The sequence below is a fragment of the Pseudomonas gozinkensis genome (assembly GCF_014863585.1).
Classification (GTDB): Bacteria; Pseudomonadota; Gammaproteobacteria; order Pseudomonadales; family Pseudomonadaceae; genus Aquipseudomonas; species Aquipseudomonas gozinkensis.
Map to the genome: position 1 here is coordinate 2,332,040 of NZ_CP062253.1, position 16,262 is coordinate 2,348,301.

Here is a 16,262-nt window from a genome sequence, read left to right on the forward strand (position 1 = left end):
CCAGCAGTGGGTGTCAGGCCCCGGTCACCGGGGAGTGGGGAATGCAACAGCGCGTGCAAGTCCCTGTTACAACTGGAAATGATTTTTTGGCGAGGTAATTGCAAAACACCATCACCCCTTCCTTAGATGAGGCGGCTGGTGATGGACAGAGCAATGCGTGACCCCAAAAAGCTGTTCCTGTTGACGCCACTGAGCGTCTTTCTGATGTTGACCCTCGGCCAGATATCCGGGGTTCGAGCGAGCCCGATCGACGACGAAAATCAGCCGGAGGCATCCGACCCTTCGGCCTATTACGACGAGCCCGCAGACCGCGCCGGTGCACTCAACGCGATCCTGACGATGCCCGAGGCCAACGAAGACTCCTTCGATCTGCCCGACGGGATCAAAGGAACGCGCAACACGACGCGCACGGAGAACATCCTGCCGCCGACCGTCCAGACCAGTTTCAATTACCCCACCAATGGCAAGCCGAGCCCGCTGTACGGTGCCCAGCCGTTTACTCAGCAATTGGTGCTGTTCGAAGAGTTCGGTCCGGAAAAACTCGACCCGACCACACCGGCCGCGCCGTTGAGCTTCCCGCCGGCCGCCATCGGCCCGGCGCCGGCCCAAGACCCGAACAGCATCGCCCGCAGTGCGCCTCCCGGCACGGCGCTGGATGCGTTTTTGCGTCAACCGGGGCTTACGCCGTTCCCGAGTCAGTTCGCCAACGTGGTTGACCGCAACCCTTGGCAGGCGCAGATCGAAATCTTCCTCAACCGTCACATCGGCTCCTCCGCCGAAGGCCGGCCACCGGGAAAAGGCTGGGCTCATCAGCGCTGGAACGAGTTCTACCCGCAAGTGGCCTACAAGACCGTGCAGACCGGTGCGCGTCTGAACGGCGGCCTGCGTGACAGTCGGCAGATGCACGGTTATGCGGTCGGCGAGTTCGGCCCCGGCGGTCTTTACCACAACGTCGCTGGCGTGCCGGCGACCGATGGCACGGCCAAGGGCGTCGATGCGCGCTTCCACCCGGCGATGCCGGTGCAGGATCACAACTCGGTGTGGACCTTCGACGGCACGCTGCCGCCGAAACTGTTGATGGTGCGCTACGGCCAGCCGGTGCTGATGCGGCACTACAACGGTCTGCCGATTGATCCCTCCGCCAACCGCGGTTTCGGTCTGCACACCATCACCACCCACGAGCACAACGGCCACGCGCCGGCGGAAAGCGATGGTTATGCCAACGCGTTCTTCTTCCCCGGCCAGTACTACGACTATCGGTGGCCGATCCAGCTCGCCGGTTACGACAGCATCAACACCAAGGCGGAAGATCCACGCGCTGCATTCCCGTGCGCACCGGGGGAAACCCTGTGGGTCAACGACTTGCAGCCTGCGAAAAAGACCTGCGACCACGGCACCATCAAGATTCGCGGCGACTGGCGCGAAACCATGAGCACTCACTGGTTCCACGACCACATGCTCGATTTCACCGCGCAGAACGTCTACAAGGGCAACGCGGCGATGATGAACTACTACAGCGCCCTGGACCGTGGCAACGAATCGGTGAACGACGGCGTCAACCTGCGTTTCCCCAGCGGCAGCGCCTTGCCGTGGGGCAACCGCGACTACGACGTGAACCTGGTGTTTGCCGATAAAGCCTGGGATCAGCAAGGTCAGCTGTGGTTCAACCCGTTCAACACCGACGGCTTCATCGGCGATCAGGTGCTGGTCAACTGGCAGTGGAAACCGACCCTCGACGTGCGGGCGCGCAGTTATCGCTTCCGCATCCTCAACGGTTCGGTGTCGCGTTACTTCAAGCTCGCGCTGGTGCGTGAAGTCAAAGGCACCGGCGGTGAGTTCCAGGGGCCGAAAAACTCCGGCGTGTCTTACAGCCGCGTGCCGTTCCACATGATCGCCAACGACGGCAATATCATGGAACACAGCGTGCCGTTCGACGGCTCGATGGACCTGGATGCCGACGGCGACAAGCAGAACCACAACGCGATTCTGCCGACCCAGGGCATCGCCGAGCGGTTCGACATCATCGTCAACTTCGCGAAAAACGGCATCAAACCGGGTGACAAGGTGTTCTTCGTCAACCTGCAGGCCCAGGACGACGGCAAAGGCCCGAAAGAAGTGATTTCGCTGGCCGACGTGCTGTCCGAGAAATACCTGCCGGTGATCAAGCAGACCAGCAAGGGGCCGCAGTGGGACAAAGGTGACCCGGTGGTGGGCAAGGTCCTGCAACTCAATGTCAAGGCGTACACCGGCCAGGACCTGGCCATGGACCCGGCGGCCTACGAACCGGCCAAACCGGGCAAGGCCGAAGGCATGGTGATGATTCCGCTGAAGATCCACCGCGACAACGCTGCCGACAAAGCCCTGCTCGCCAAGGCGCTGCACCGCACCTTCATCTTCGGCCGCGCCGACGGCACCGATGAAGCGCCGTGGACGATCAAGACCGATGGCGGTTTCGGCTTCCACATGGACCCGCGCCGCTTGAATGCCTCGACCAAACTCGCCAGCGGCCCGACCGACGCCGGGGTCAGCGGCATCGGCACCCTGGAAGTGTGGAACATCAAGGCCGGCGGCAAGGGCTGGAGCCATCCGGTACACGTGCACTTCGAGGAAGGCATCATCCTCAGCCGTGGCGGCAAGGCACCGCCTGAGTGGGAAAAATGGGCGCGCAAAGACGTCTACCGCATCGGTTCGGAAAACGATGGTCTGGACAGTGTCGAGATGGCGATCAACTTCCGCGAGTTTGCCGGGACCTACATGGAGCACTGCCACAACACCCAGCATGAGGACAACTCGATGCTGCTGCGTTGGGACCTCGAGAAACCCGGGCAACTGCAGTTGATGCCGACACCGCTGCCGAGCTGGGATGGCGTGCGCTACGTCAACTCCGCCGCGCTGCCAACCTTCCGCACTGGCGACGGCCTCGGCCCGCAAGTGACCGTGAAACCATGAGCAGGGAGGGAGCCGACATGACACAGCCAACGCCGCGCTCCCGCGCCCTGGGCATGCACCTGATTCTGGTGCTGGTCACCTGCCTGCTCGGCAGTCAGGTGCTCATCGCCCATCAGGCGCAGCCCGAAGGCGCCAGCGAATCCGCCACCCCGTGGGGTGGCGACTATTTCCCCAACACCCTGCTGACCGACCAGGACGGTCGGCAGGTGCGTTTTTTCGATGACCTGATCAAAGACAAGGTGGTGGTGATCAACTTCATCTTCACCTCTTGTAGCGACTCCTGCCCACTGGAAACCGCACGCCTGCGTCAGGTGCAGAAACTGCTGGGGGACCGGGTCGGGAAAGACATCTTTTTCTACTCGATCACCATCGATCCGCTGAGCGACACCCCCGAAGTGCTCAAGGCTTATTCGCAACGCTTCAAGGTCGGCCCCGGCTGGAAATTCCTCACCGGCGAGTTCGAAGACGTCACCGAGTTGCGCAAGAAACTCGGGCTGTTCATCGAAGGCGTCGACAACGGCCGCACCAAGGATCACAACCTGAGCCTGATCGTCGGCAACCAGAGCACCGGGCGCTGGATGAAAGCTTCGCCGTTCGAGAACCCGTGGATCCTCGCCGACCAGCTCGCCAACACCTTGCAGAACTGGAAACAGGCCAGCACCGAGGAAAGCTACGCCGACGCCCCGCAGATTCGTCCGCCGAGCAATGGCGAAGAGCTGTTTCGCACCCGCTGCGCCTCATGTCACAGCCTCGGCCCGCAGGACGGCGAAGGCATCGGCATGCGCAACATCGGCCCGGACCTGATCGGCGTGACCCGCCAGCGTGATCCGGCCTGGCTCAATCGCTGGATCCGCGAACCGGATCGGGTGCTGGCGGAAAAAGACCCGATCGCACTGCAACTGTTCGAGCAATACGAGCGAATCCCGATGCCGAATCTGCGTCTGGATGAAGCTTCAGCGCAATCGATCATCGACTTTTTGAGTGCCGAAACCGAGCGTCAGCATCCGTCCGTGCAACCCTTGGCCGACGGGGCGTTGACGCCAGTAAAACCGGGTTCTGCGAGCGACGCGGTGAGTCGTATGCAGTAGCGGCTAAATAGCATCATTGAACCGTGTGTCACGGTCATTGCCACCTACACTCATTCGAGAAGGCGGCTGTAACGGGCTCGACACAAAAACGCCAGGGCATTCCCATGCAGCGACTGGAAGAACAAAAAACCGCAGCGCCGAACGTAGCGTTGGCAGCCATCAAGAGTTGGGGCGGGCAGTTCAATCTGCTGCGCTGGTTCTCGCTGGCCAGTTTTTTCATCATCGCGGCCGTGGCGCTGGGGTTGGGGTATATCTCCACGCGCTTCGTGGTCACCGAAAGCGTGGAGCGCGATGCACTGCTCACCGCGCAATTCGTGCAGGCCATCGGCGATGCGGAAATGCGCCACGCCAACATCACGCCGCAACGCACCATGGGCGAGATGCTCGACCCGCGCCAGGACGGGAACTACCCCGACGTCGACCCGCTGTCTCATGCTGCGGCCCGTACCGAGTTTCTCGATCATGTCGAACACTTGCCGGACGTCCTGCTGGCGACGGTGTATGCCCTGGACCGCACGATCATCTGGTCGACCAACCCCGAGCTGATCAACGTCAAGATCGAAGATGACGACGAGCTGGACGAGTCATTCGAAATGAAGGTGCCGGTGTCTTCCAGCTACCACAAGATCGACGACGAAAAACCCGAACAGAAGCTGTCCCGCGAACCCAAATACCTGTTCATCGAAAACTACATTCCGATGTTCAACGCCGACAAAAGCAAAGTCGTCGCCATGGTCGAGATCTACAAGGAGCCGGCGGATCTGGTGGACCGCATCGACCGGGGTTTCGCCTCGATCTGGGCAGCGACGATTCTCGGCGGCGCGGCGATCTACCTGGGGCTGTTCTGGATCGTGCGGCGTGCCTCGACCTTGCTGCAGAGCCAGCAGCAGCAACTGATCAGCAACGAAACCTTTGTCGCCCTGGGCGAGATGTCCTCGGCGGTGGCCCACAGCCTGCGCAATCCACTGGCGACCATTCGCTCCAGCGCCGAACTGGCTCAGGAAATCGCCAGCCCCGGCGCGCAGCGCAACATCGGCGACATCATCAGCCAGGTCGACCGCATGTCGCGCTGGGTCCGCGAGCTGCTGGTGTCGTTGCGCCCGATGAGTGACGACGGCGAGGCGGTGGAATTGCTGGCGGCGGTCGAAGACACCCTGGGAGCGTTTGACGCGCTGATCCGGCGCAATGGCGTCGAAGTGCGATTCACGCCACAAAATTGCCCGCCGGTCGTCAGTCAAAAGGTGCTGCTGACGCAAATACTCAATAGCCTGTTTGCCAACGCCCTGGAAGCGATGCCCAAGGGGGGCGTACTCAGTGTCGAGATTGAAACACCGCACACCGGTCATGTGCGCATGACCCTGAGCGACACCGGCAAAGGCATGAGCGCGCAGCAGCAACAGCTGGTGTTCAAGCCGTTTTTCACCACCAAGCAGGGCGGCCTCGGGGTTGGCCTGGCGTTGGTCAAAAGAATCATGGAGCGGTTTCAGGGGTCGGTCGTGCTGACCAGCCGCGAGCAGGAAGGAACCCGCGTCAGTCTCAACTTTAGAGTGGCATCGGGAGGGGAATATGGAACACAGCATTCTGCTGGTCGAGGATGACGAACTGCTGGCCGAGAATATTCAGACCTACCTGGAGCGCAAAGACTTCGAGGTGACGGTCTGCCACTCGGCCGAGGACGCGCTGGGGCAACTGGAAAGCTTTATGCCGGACATCGTCCTGACGGACAACTCGCTGCCGGGCATGAGCGGTCACGATCTGATCCAGAAGCTGCGCATCAGCGCGCCGGAACTGAAAGTGATCATGATGACCGGCTACGGCAACGTCGAAGACGCGGTGGTCGCAATGAAGGAGGGCGCCTTTCATTACGTCACCAAACCGGTTGCGCTGCCGGAGCTAAAACTGCTGCTGGACAAGGCCCTGGCTACCGAAAAGATGGAACGCACGCTGTCGTTCTATCAGGAGCGCGAGGCGCAGAAATCCGGGGTGCAGGCGCTGATCGGCGAATCGGGGCCGATGCAGTACCTGAAGAACACCATCGGCCAGTTGCTCGACGCCGAGCGGCGCATGGCCAATGGCGATCTACCGCCGGTGCTGGTGGAAGGCGAAACCGGAACCGGCAAGGAACTGGTGGCCCGCGCGCTGCATTTCGACGGCCCGCGCAGCAAAGGCCCGTTCATTGAATTCAACTGTGCGTCGATTCCGTCCAACCTCGTGGAATCGGAACTGTTCGGCCACGAGAAAGGCGCGTTCACCGACGCCAAGGATCGCCGGGTCGGGCTGGTGGAGGCCGCTGATGGCGGCACGCTGTTTCTCGACGAGATCGGCGAAATGGATTTGCTGTTGCAGGCCAAGCTGCTGAAGCTGCTGGAGGACCGTACCATTCGCCGGGTCGGCTCGGTGAAGGAGCGCAAGGTCAACCTGCGGGTGATCAGCGCCACCAATTGCAACCTTGAGCAGATGGTCCAGCAGGGCAAGTTCCGCCGCGATCTGTTTTTCCGCCTGCGGATCATCTCGATCAAGGTGCCGCGCCTGTACGCCCGTGGCGAAGACATCCTGCTGCTGGCCCGGCACTTCCTCGCCAGCCACGGCAAGCGTTATGGCAAACCGAACCTGCATTTCAGCGATCAGGCCGAGGAGCTGCTGCTCAGTTACACCTGGCCGGGCAACGTGCGCGAACTGCGCAACATGCTCGAACAGACCGTGCTGCTGGCGCCGGGCGACACCATCGCCGCGCACCAGTTGAACGTGTGCATGAGCCTGTGCGATGAGCTGCCACCGCAGCATCAGCACGAGGTGCAGCACCCGCACTTCGAACCGCGTCCGGCGAGCAACACCGAATCGATGAACCTGCCGGAAGTCGAGCGCGACATGGTGCGCAAGATGCTCGACAAGACCGACTGGAACGTCACCAAATCGGCGCGCCTGCTGGGCCTGAGCCGCGACATGCTGCGCTACCGCATCGAAAAGCTCGGCCTGGCGCGCCCGGACAAGCGTCAGTGGTAAACGGCGTTGCTGCGTGGATTCGGCGGGCTCAGGCATTCGAGCACGCACGTCGGGTCCAGCACCTCGTCGTTGACGTAAATGCCGCGCTCGGCATCGTAGGTGCGGATGAATACCCGCACCGTCGCATCGGCCACGGTCGGCAGCTGCGAGTCATGGAACACGTGGCGATCCGGGATGACGATGAAATCCTGCGGCGACGCGTCATCGAACGGCCGAGGCGGCTGAGCGGACAGCGACGGCGGAGCGGGGTGGGCAAAAGGCTGATCCGCCCCGTAGTAGTTGAAGTTGCTGTCCAGCGCCTGCACCTGCGTGGCGGCGAGCAGACAGGTGGACAACAGCAGTCGATTGAACATTGGCATGGCAGCACCTGTGGAAGCGTATTTCCCCAAGGCTATTAACTATAGCTGCCCGCGGTGCAGGCGTTGGTGCAGGTTTTGTCGGCTTACAAGTTCGCAACAACCTGTTGCGCGAGGCTGAACTAGACTCGGGCCGCTCAATCAAGAGCATCGTCCGGAGTGCGCCATGGAAGTGCCAAACAATAAAAATGCCGTCGAGAGCAATCGTCAGGCGTGGAACGATTCCGCCCGTCATCACCAGGATTCGCCCGACTGGCAGGCCTTGCTGAGCGAAGTCACGCAGGCTGACTTTTCCTGCCTCGACGACACCCTTCGCGGCTTGCTCGAGCAGGTCGGGGTCGATGGCAAAGACGTCGTGCAGCTGTGTTGCAACAATGGCCGCGAAAGCCTGTCACTGTTCGCCCTCGGCGCACGGAGTGTGGTCGGTGTCGATCAGTCGAGCGCGTTTCTCGAACAGGCCCGCGAACTGAACAAGCGCTCGCCGCACAAGGCCGAATTCATCGAAGCCGATATTCATCATTTGCCTGAATCGCTGCGCGCCCGTTTCGACGTCGCGCTGATCACCATCGGCGTCTTTGGCTGGATGCCCGACATCGGCGAGTTCTTTCGCCACGTCGCCTCGACCCTGAAACCGGGCGGACAACTGGTGATCTACGAGACCCACCCGTTCCTGGAAATGGTCGACCCCGAGGCCGAAGACCCGTTTCGCCTTGCCACCTCGTACTTTCGCGAAGAACCTTTCGTGCAGGAAGAACCGATCGTCTACGTCGGCAAGATCGAACAGCAAGCGGCCAAGTCCTACTGGTTCGTGCACAACCTCGGCGCGATCTTCACCGCCGCCCTCGAGGCCGGCCTGAACATCACGCACTTCAAGGAATACCCGCACTCGAACCGGGAAGAAGTGTACGACCAGTACCAGAACCGCGAGGCGCAGATGCCGATGTGTTTTACGTGGGTGGGGGTGAAGTCCTGACCTGACAATTGAGGTGCGGCGACTGGCCCTATCGCGGGCAAGCCCGCTCCCACAGGATTTATGTCGACCACAAAATACGTGATTGCCGTAGATCCCTGTGGGAGCGGGCTTGCCCGCGAAGGCGGCCGCAAAGCTGCCACAAATCTCAAGCCTGCGCAGCCGCCGTCACCACCGGCCGTCCCGGTTTGCGCAGTGGGTCCAGGCGTGAGCCTTCGTAGCGGGTTTCGCGGAAGAAGCGCCATTTGCCGAACAGGCAATAGACGTGCATGACGCGGCCCTGTTCGTGGTAGCCCATGCGGATGTGCAGTTTCAGCGCGGGGATGTTGTGGGTTTCGCAGACGTCCACCACCTTGTTGCAACCCTGGGCGGCCATGGCTTCCCAGAGGGCGACCTGTACGTCCACCGACAGGCTGCTGCCGAAGTAGGCGCGGGTCATTTCGCCGCCGAATTCGAAGAACTCGCCGGGTTTGACCGGGAAGGTGCAGCCGTAATAGTGGCGGTCGTGGTAGTCGCGAATGCTGCCCCAGATGAACCCGACCGCATGGCCGTCGGCGTCCAGGTACATGTGCCCGGTGTGGCCCTCGTTGGCGAGTTCGGCCATGGTTTCCACGCGGTCACCGAAGTGTCTGGCGAACGCGCCGGCATTCTCGGCGGTGATGTCGACTTTGCGCAGGCCGTCGTAGGGGCGCAGCTTGTGCGGCGGTACCGGGCTGACCAGGTCGCGCTCCATCCACAACAGTTCCCAATGGAAGAACACGTAGCGTTTCCACAACGTGCCGAAAGTGCGGCCCAGGCCTTTTTGCTTGATACGTTCGCGCAGCTTTTCAATGACGCTCATGATGCCCTCCGTGGCCGAAGCCCGGGTGTTGTGGATGACGCTTTTGTGGGTATAGATCAGCCCTGCAAGTCCATGTCAAAGCGCCAGCTTTGAAAGTATTGCAAGTTGTGTAACGGTTCAGAGTGCCGCGGCACCGCGTAGAAAATCCTTGTTCAGATCGGCATAGGAAACCCGAGGAACGCCCGCCAGCCGCTGCTCTAGCACGCGGCTCAGTGACTCTCCGGGTTGCAGATAGGCATCGCCGAAATCCGCACCGAGCTGGTTCGGATGGGCGACGATTTCCAGCACGCCGTCGGTCGGCGCGGGGGCGTTGCGCAGGTCCACCGGGGTGCAGACGTAATCAGCCGTGACCCCGGCCAATCCCTGCAAACGGCGGTTGAGCAAACCCTTGAACAGGCGCTTGGGCAGGCTGAGGTTTTGCCCCAGGTTGCGCGCCAGGCGCACGGGCACACCTTGATGGGCGGCGAAGCGCGCGACGATCTCGCCGATCGGCCAGATGTTGTGCACGTGCTGATGTGAGTCGATGTGGCTGGGACGCACGCCGTGATCGACGCAGCGCTGCCACTGCGCCTGCAATTCTTCCTGCACCGCCTCGCGATCTTCACGGCCCAGCCACAGGCTGTGGCGAGGCAGGTTGAGGTCGAACACGCCGTGGCTGTCGCAGAAGGTGCGACGTTCGAGAATGGCCCGGCTCAAGGGCCGGCCATAGGTCAGGTTGAAGTGCAGGCCGATCCGGCCTTCCAGCAGCGGCAGTCGGGCCATGGCGCAGGCCGCTTCGAACGCCGGCATGTTGGCCATGGCGGTGGCGGAACTGATGACCCCGGCCTGGAACGCACCGAGGATCACCGCGTTTTCGTTCGGGCTCAGGCCGAAATCGTCAGCGTTGACTATGACTTGGCGAGGCATGTTCGCCCTCCTTGGTGGGGTTGATCACAGGTGTCGCAATGACCGCCGATTTGGCCGCCGCACGCTTCGCCCGCCATTGTTGCAACCCAGGCTTTAGCCGGTGCCAGACGCGCAGCCCCAGCCCCAGCAACAGGCCGCTCGGGCGCCACGAGTAGGAACTCCAGCGCCAGTGCTCCAGTTGTCCGGTCATGCGTTCGTGCAGTTGATGGCTGGAGTTTTCCAGGCTGACCCGCGAGGCATCGATCCAGCGCCAGTTGTCGTCCAGCCCCCAGCGAATCCATTCCTCCAGCAACACCCGGCCGCTGCCCAGATCGGCGTATCGCGGCAGGAAGGCGAGGTTGTAATCGTAGAGCCGGCCCTGTTCGAACAGGCCGAGCCGATAGCTGATGCAACGTCCATCCAGCTCCAGCATCACCACGCGCACCCGGCCCGAAGCGGCGAGGGCGGTGAAGGCGTTTTCCATGCAGCGGCGGCTGCGTTCGCTGGCAAAGATCCCGACGCCTTCGTCGCCTTTCCAGCTCACCGCTTCGACTTCGCTGATGGCCAGAAGCAACGGGCCCATGCTGGTTGCGTCGGGAATAATCCGCCGGACCTCGGCGCCGCACGCGGCAATCCGCTTGCGCGCCCGACGCAGTTTGTAGCGCGGATCGCCCGAGACTTCCTGGCGGTCGGCGTCGCTGATCAGGTGTACCGGCACCCGGCAGCTCAAGCGACGTTCGCCGGTGGAGCTGTGGGCCATCCATTCGGTGAGTACGCTTTCGTCGCCGACCGGCTCGACGATTTCGTTGAGTTGCAGCAGGGCGTGGGGCACTCGCTGACGAATCAGCCGCAGGGCCTGGCGCATGTCTTCGGCGTTCAGCCGTGATAACAACGCCAGGCGATCGGCCAGCGGATAACCCAGGTGATGCACCACCCGAAACGGCAAACCGAAAAACCTTTCACGGCTCGCCACCAGTGGCAGGCACAGGCGCAATTCGTCTGCTTCCCAACCCAGCAATACATGCAGCCGCTCGTGCGCATCGAGCGCCTGCTCTGCCGCACACAGCCAGTCGAGGCTGTTGAACGGCGTGTGATCCGTCACCCGCAGGCGCAGCGCTTCATAGGCCGCCGCCGGGAAGTCAGGTGCGCACAACGAGGTGCGCCATTCGAATTGCGCCATAGGCTCAGGTCGCCGTTGCTGTGACAGTTGGACGGGAAGGTTTGCGCAATGCATCCAGACGCGAGCCGCTGTAGCGGGTTTCGCGGAAGAAGCGCCAGCGGCCGAACAGCTCATACACATTCATGATCCGGCCCTGTTCGGTATAGCCCATGCGCAGGTGCAGCTTGAGCGCCGGGATGTTGTGGAACTCGCAGACGTCCACGACCTTGTCGCAGCCCTGGGCAGCCATGGCTTTCCACAGTTCCAGTTGCAGGTCCACCGACAGTTCGGTGCCCCAGTACGAGCGGGTCAGCTCGCCGCCGAACTCGAAGAACTCACCGGGTTTCACCGGGAACATGCAGCCGTAGTAGTGGCGGTCGAAATAGTCTTGAGCGGTGCCCCAGATGAAGGCCACCGCGTGGCCCTGATCGTCGAGGTGCATGTGCCCGGTGTGATGTTCCCGGGCCAGTTCCGCCATGGTGCCGACGCGGTCGCCGAAGTGGCGGGCGAAGGCGCTGGTGTTGTCCGGGGTGATCTTCACCACCCGCAGCGGTGGGTAGGGTTTGAGACTGTGGGGTGGCACCGGACTGACCAGATCGCGCTCCATCCACAGCAGTTCCTGATGAGAAAAGACGTAGTGCTTCCACACCTTGGCCACGGTGGCCCGCAGGCCTTTCTGTTTGATGTGATCGCTGACTTTTTGCAGAACATTCATGGTCGTTGCTCCTGATGGCGAGTCATCGCGCGGCCAGAGGCCAGCGCGGCCGGACATCAACAGGGCGGTCATGAGGCGCTCCAGCTCAGGGCAAACAGGGTCTGCCCCGGCAGCTCGAAGCGCACTCGACCGTCCTGACAGCGGAAAGGTGCGTCGCGGCTGCGGTTATCGGCACCGAAGTAGCGCAGCGCGCCGTTGTTCAACGGGCATTTGGCACCCGCCAGGTCGACACGCTGCAAACGCGTGCCCTTGTTCACGCCGAGCAGGCCGCGCTGATCGTCGCCGGCCATCGCCAGCACATCGACTTCGAACGCGTCGTTCTCCAGCCACAGCACGTTGTGCAGCCAGTGCTGCTGGATGAACTGCTGGGCCAAGCCCACCGGTTTCAACTCGAAGCGGTCATCGCCCAGCACCCGCAACATGCCTTTGGGGTATTGCGGCTCATCGGCGGCCTGGAACCAGTTGAGCATCGTCAGCAAGCCGTCCTGGGAGGCGTTGATCACCACCGAGGCCCACCACAGCGAGGTGAAATGAGTTTCCTGATCGTAGGGGCTCAGGCTCGAGCCGCTGGACAGGTTGGTCTGGTCCAGCAGCAAGGCCTTGCGCGGCTGACCCTTGGCGTCGAGGCCGACCAGATCCGCCGCGCGGCGCACACTGTCGCGGTACACGCGAGTGGCGAGCAGGTCGCGAATCATCCATTCGTGCCAGGCCAGCGCATCGACCTGATCGGCGGATTCACTCAGCAGGCGCCGGGCCCAATCGATGCCACGCTTGTTCGCCGCGTTGTTGGCGAACGGGCCGTTGACCAGCCGCGAACTGGCCGGCATCGCAATGCGCACGCCGGCCTTGGCATTCGCAGGATCGCTGCGCACCTGTCGGGCCATGCTGGTGAAGATCGAACGGTATTGCTCGTAACTCGAGTAATTGAGGTTGGGTTCGTCGGCGAACCCGATGTAGTGCGTGCCTTTGCCGCCCAGCGCACGGGTGCCGGCGAGCCAGGCGTCGAGGCCGTTGTTGCTTTGCACGTCGGCGCGCAGATCGGCCTGACGCTGACTGCCGGCGAGCAACGTGATGTCCTGGCGAATGCCGAAACGATCCTGATAGACCTGACGAAACGCATCTTCGAAGTGCGGCTTCTTCGCCGTCACGTCGACGAAACTGTAGTAACTGGCGGCCGTCGGTTTCAGCGCGTCGAGAAGCGGATGGCTGGCGGGCGGCGGCATCACGTAGGGCAGGGCGATGCCCAGATCCGGGGTGCGGCCGAGTACTTTGTCGTGCAGGGTCAGGCGCGTCTGGCCATCGTCTTCGTGCAGCGGTTTGAGCTGTTGCGGGGTCTGGGCGAACAGATTGGCCGTCCCATCGAGCCAGAACGCCGCTTTGCCACTGCCTTGCAGACGCAGGCGCCAGACCTGCTCGCGCTCGCTGACCGGCAACGCCACCTGATCGAACTGCCAATAGGCACGATAGGGTTTCAGCGCCAAGGACAGCTGTTGTCCATCGCCGACCCGCTGCGCTTGCAGGGCGCTGACCCCGCCGTGGAATTTGCCCGCCAATATTGCGTGCTCACCGGCGGCGACCTTGAAATACAGTTCATCGCCGTTACGGGTTTCCGCGCTGAAATGCACCTTGGCCGGGGCGAACAGGGCCACGGTGTTTTCGTCGTGTTCGACCCGGTAACTGCGGAAGCTGTAGCCGGGGATTTCCAGCTGATAACTCGCGGCGCCCGGCGCCAATGGCCAGCTCTGACTGCCACGGGTTTCACTGGCCTTGATGAAGCGCTCGCCCTGCAATTGGCCCCGGCCGTCGAGCAGGAAGATGTGCTCTTCGTTGGCCTCCGCCTGCCACGCCGGCGCCCAGCGCACGGTCACCGTGTCGGGGCGATCCGCTTGCAGGTACAGGCTGCCGTCGCGAATGTCGCCCCAGCGCATCGCCGCCGCGAAGGCGTCCAGCGACAGGCCGAGACCGAGCAGCAGGGCCAGGCCTTTCATGCCGCTTTCCGTCTTTGCAGCATCAGCCACATCGGCGTGAGGTCGCTGGGCAGAATGATCAGGGTTTGCCAGAACGCCACGCCGCTCAACCGGCAGTACAACACCAGCATTGCCACGGTCACCGCCAGATAGGCAATCGACGACGCCGCCGCCGCGCCGACGATGCCGTAGGCCGGAATCAGCAGCAGGTTCAGCGCGAGGTTAAGCAGCGCGCCGATCCCCATCAGCAGCGACACCGTGCCGGGGCGATTCTTGCCGATCAGATCCAGGCGCAGGATGCTCGCGTAACAAAGACCCAGCAGCCCCGGCAGCAACGCTAGCAGCGCCGGATACGCCGGTTGGTAGGCGACGCCGAACAGGGTGACGATCAGCCATTCGCCGATCACGGCCATGGTCAGGCAGGCGCCGAGCATCACCGTGGCGGTCAGGCGCAAGGCCAGCGGCGTGACTTTGTCCATGCCTTCGTCCTGTTGCAGCAGGCGTTTCATCAGCGGCGTGGTCACCGCTTCCGGGACGATCAGCAGCAGCTCGGCGGCAGCACTGGCCATCGCGTAATGACCGAGCGCCGTGCTGCCAAGCAGGGCGCCGATGAACAGGTAATCGGAACGCAGGATCACCTGCTGAAACAGCAGATCGGGATGACTGCGCGCACTGAAGCGCAGCAGTTCGTTCTGGCTCGCGCGATCCCATTGCAGCTGCAACGGTTGCGCGCGTTTGAGCCACAGCCAGCCGACCAGCACCACCAGACTGATCCCGGCCAGCCAACTGATCAGTGCGGCTTCAAGGGCCGCTTCTTTCCACATCCAGAACAACGCGAGAAACAGCAACAGCGGTGCCAGGGATTCCACCAGCCGCAAGGCATTGAAAGCGACCACGCCGCCGGACGCATTGTGCAAGGTCAGCAGGCCGCTTTTGAGCACGGTCAACGGCACCGCCAGCAGCAACAGCCACGCCAGCAGACCGAGTTGCATCGTCACGTCCAGTTCACTGCCGAACTCGCGCACCAGCGCTACCACCAGCAAGGTCAGCAGGCCTGCCAGCAAGCAACCGAACACCAGCACTTGCGCGAGCAACAACCCCATCGGCCGTTGCTTGGCGGCCTGATAACCGACCGCCGAATTCAAGCCGCCGCTGGTCGCGGCGCTGATCAGGTCCGGCAGGGTGCTGAGCAGGGCGAACAACCCCCGTTCGCTGGGGCCGAGAATCCGCGCCAGCAGCACATTCCTCAGCAGGCGCAGGGCGATCATCGCCAGTTTGGTGCCCATGCTCAGCGCCAGATGCTTGAGGTAACTGCCTCGACTCATGGCCGCGCCCCGCGAAAGATCCGCAACGACAGCAGCTCCGGATTGCGCGCGGTGCGCTGGCTGACACCGAAGCGCGGCAGGTTCAGCGGATCGCCGTTGCCGCGATAGATACCGCTGCCGGTGCCGAGCGCGAAGGGGTAATCGTGATTGGCGATCTGTTCGCGCACCCGCTCATCGTTGTCACCGTTGGGGTAGCAATACACCGGCAGCGGCCGGTTGCAGCCGTTGTGCAGGGCATCGCGGCTGCGGCTGATTTCTTCGCTCAGGCGCACGTCGTCCAGGCCGGTGAGGATCGCGTGGCTGGCGCCGTGGGGGCCGAAACGCACCAGACCGGAAGACTCCATCGCCCGCACCTGATGCCAGTCCAATGCCTGGGGTTGCGACTCTTGCGGGCATTCGTCGGTCAGGCGTTCGAGCATCATCGGGTCAAGCGCTTTAAGCCCTTGCAGGTAATGCAACAGCGTCAGGCTGCGCCGATCCACATCGATGTCGTCCAGCAGCACCGGCACTGGATGATGGATCGACTGCAAATATTCGATCAGGTGCATGCGCGGTTTTTCGCCGTGGCTGCCCCACAGGGTTTCGCCGATGCTTTCCCACCAGAAACGCTGACGGCTGCCGATGAAATCGGTGGAGAGAAAAATGCTCGCCGGCACCTGATGTTTCTGCAGCAACGGGAAGGCGTTGGCGGCGTTGTCGCGCCAGCCGTCGTCGAAGGTCAGCGCCACTTGCGGACGCTCCGTGCGCAAGGCGTTGGGCTGGAGGATTTCCATCAGCGGCACGCAATCGAAATGCTTGCGCAGCCACACCAGCAGGTGTTCGAAGGCCTTGGGCCCGACACAGAGTTCGTTGCGGTGCGGCAGGTCGGCGGCGCGGTCGTTGGACAGCACCCGGTGCAACATCAGGATCACGCCGGCGCCGTGCAACTGGTTTCGCCCCACGGACGAGTTGAGATAGAGCCAGCCGCTGGTGCGTTTAATCAGTTGTTTGATCGCCATGGCTCT

The 16,262-nt window shown here is 62.6% G+C and carries 13 protein-coding genes; 5 read left to right on the top strand and 8 right to left on the bottom strand.

The annotated features are described in order from the left end of the window. Nucleotides 1-141: 141 nt before the first annotated feature. The 4 genes from IHQ43_RS10440 (at nucleotide 142) to IHQ43_RS10455 (ending at nucleotide 7,040) form a co-directional block, all read left to right on the top strand. Nucleotides 142-2,949, top strand: a complete 2,808-nt coding sequence (locus tag IHQ43_RS10440) for a multicopper oxidase domain-containing protein (RefSeq protein ID WP_192564259.1) — start codon at nucleotides 142-144, stop codon at nucleotides 2,947-2,949. Nucleotides 2,950-2,966: 17 nt separating this feature from the next. Further along, nucleotides 2,967-4,037 carry an SCO family protein gene (locus IHQ43_RS10445; protein ID WP_425220296.1) on the top strand — a complete coding sequence of 357 codons (1,071 nt, stop codon included), beginning with the start codon at nucleotides 2,967-2,969 and terminating at the stop codon, nucleotides 4,035-4,037. Nucleotides 4,038-4,141: 104 nt separating this feature from the next. Further along, nucleotides 4,142-5,635, top strand: a complete 1,494-nt coding sequence (locus IHQ43_RS10450; RefSeq protein ID WP_192564261.1) for a sensor histidine kinase — start codon at nucleotides 4,142-4,144, stop codon at nucleotides 5,633-5,635. Then, nucleotides 5,604-7,040: a sigma-54-dependent transcriptional regulator gene (locus tag IHQ43_RS10455; RefSeq protein WP_192564262.1), complete on the top strand. Its 1,437-nt coding sequence runs from the start codon at nucleotides 5,604-5,606 to the stop codon at nucleotides 7,038-7,040. Before IHQ43_RS10450 ends, IHQ43_RS10455 begins: the two co-directional genes overlap by 32 nt. Here IHQ43_RS10455 and IHQ43_RS10460 read toward each other — a convergent pair. After that, a complete protein-coding gene (locus IHQ43_RS10460; RefSeq protein WP_192564263.1) occupies nucleotides 7,031-7,399 on the bottom strand; it encodes a hypothetical protein in 369 nt (122 codons plus the stop codon). The genes IHQ43_RS10455 and IHQ43_RS10460 overlap by 10 nt on opposite strands. Before the next feature lie 163 nt (nucleotides 7,400-7,562). Between IHQ43_RS10460 and IHQ43_RS10465 the strand changes: the two genes are divergently transcribed. Beyond that, a complete protein-coding gene (locus IHQ43_RS10465; RefSeq protein ID WP_192564264.1) occupies nucleotides 7,563-8,369 on the top strand; it encodes a class I SAM-dependent methyltransferase in 807 nt (268 codons plus the stop codon). Nucleotides 8,370-8,514: 145 nt separating this feature from the next. Here IHQ43_RS10465 and IHQ43_RS10470 read toward each other — a convergent pair whose 3' ends face one another. The 7 genes from IHQ43_RS10470 to IHQ43_RS10500 form a co-directional block, all read right to left on the bottom strand. Continuing rightward, nucleotides 8,515-9,207, bottom strand: a complete 693-nt coding sequence (locus IHQ43_RS10470) for a GNAT family N-acetyltransferase (RefSeq protein WP_007956163.1) — start codon at nucleotides 9,205-9,207, stop codon at nucleotides 8,515-8,517. 117 nt (nucleotides 9,208-9,324) lie between these two features. Next, nucleotides 9,325-10,113: a ChbG/HpnK family deacetylase gene (locus IHQ43_RS10475; protein WP_192564265.1), complete on the bottom strand. Its 789-nt coding sequence runs from the start codon at nucleotides 10,111-10,113 to the stop codon at nucleotides 9,325-9,327. Next, complete coding sequence (locus tag IHQ43_RS10480) at nucleotides 10,085-11,272, bottom strand: GNAT family N-acetyltransferase (RefSeq protein ID WP_192564266.1); 1,188 nt, start codon at nucleotides 11,270-11,272, stop codon at nucleotides 10,085-10,087. Before IHQ43_RS10480 ends, IHQ43_RS10475 begins: the two co-directional genes overlap by 29 nt. 4 nt (nucleotides 11,273-11,276) lie before the next feature. Beyond that, entirely contained in the window at nucleotides 11,277-11,966 is a 690-nt protein-coding gene (locus IHQ43_RS10485; protein ID WP_192564267.1) for a GNAT family N-acetyltransferase, read from the bottom strand. A 68-nt stretch (nucleotides 11,967-12,034) separates the two neighbouring features. After that, the gene (locus IHQ43_RS10490) at nucleotides 12,035-13,954 is read right to left on the bottom strand and encodes a hypothetical protein (protein WP_192564268.1); all 1,920 of its coding nucleotides are present in this window, start codon (nucleotides 13,952-13,954) and stop codon (nucleotides 12,035-12,037) included. Beyond that, nucleotides 13,951-15,258, bottom strand: coding sequence for a lipopolysaccharide biosynthesis protein (locus IHQ43_RS10495; protein WP_192564269.1), 1,308 nt, complete (start codon nucleotides 15,256-15,258; stop codon nucleotides 13,951-13,953). Before IHQ43_RS10495 ends, IHQ43_RS10490 begins: the two co-directional genes overlap by 4 nt. Then, complete coding sequence (locus IHQ43_RS10500) at nucleotides 15,255-16,256, bottom strand: polysaccharide deacetylase family protein (protein ID WP_192564270.1); 1,002 nt, start codon at nucleotides 16,254-16,256, stop codon at nucleotides 15,255-15,257. Before IHQ43_RS10500 ends, IHQ43_RS10495 begins: the two co-directional genes overlap by 4 nt. Nucleotides 16,257-16,262 lie beyond the last annotated feature (6 nt).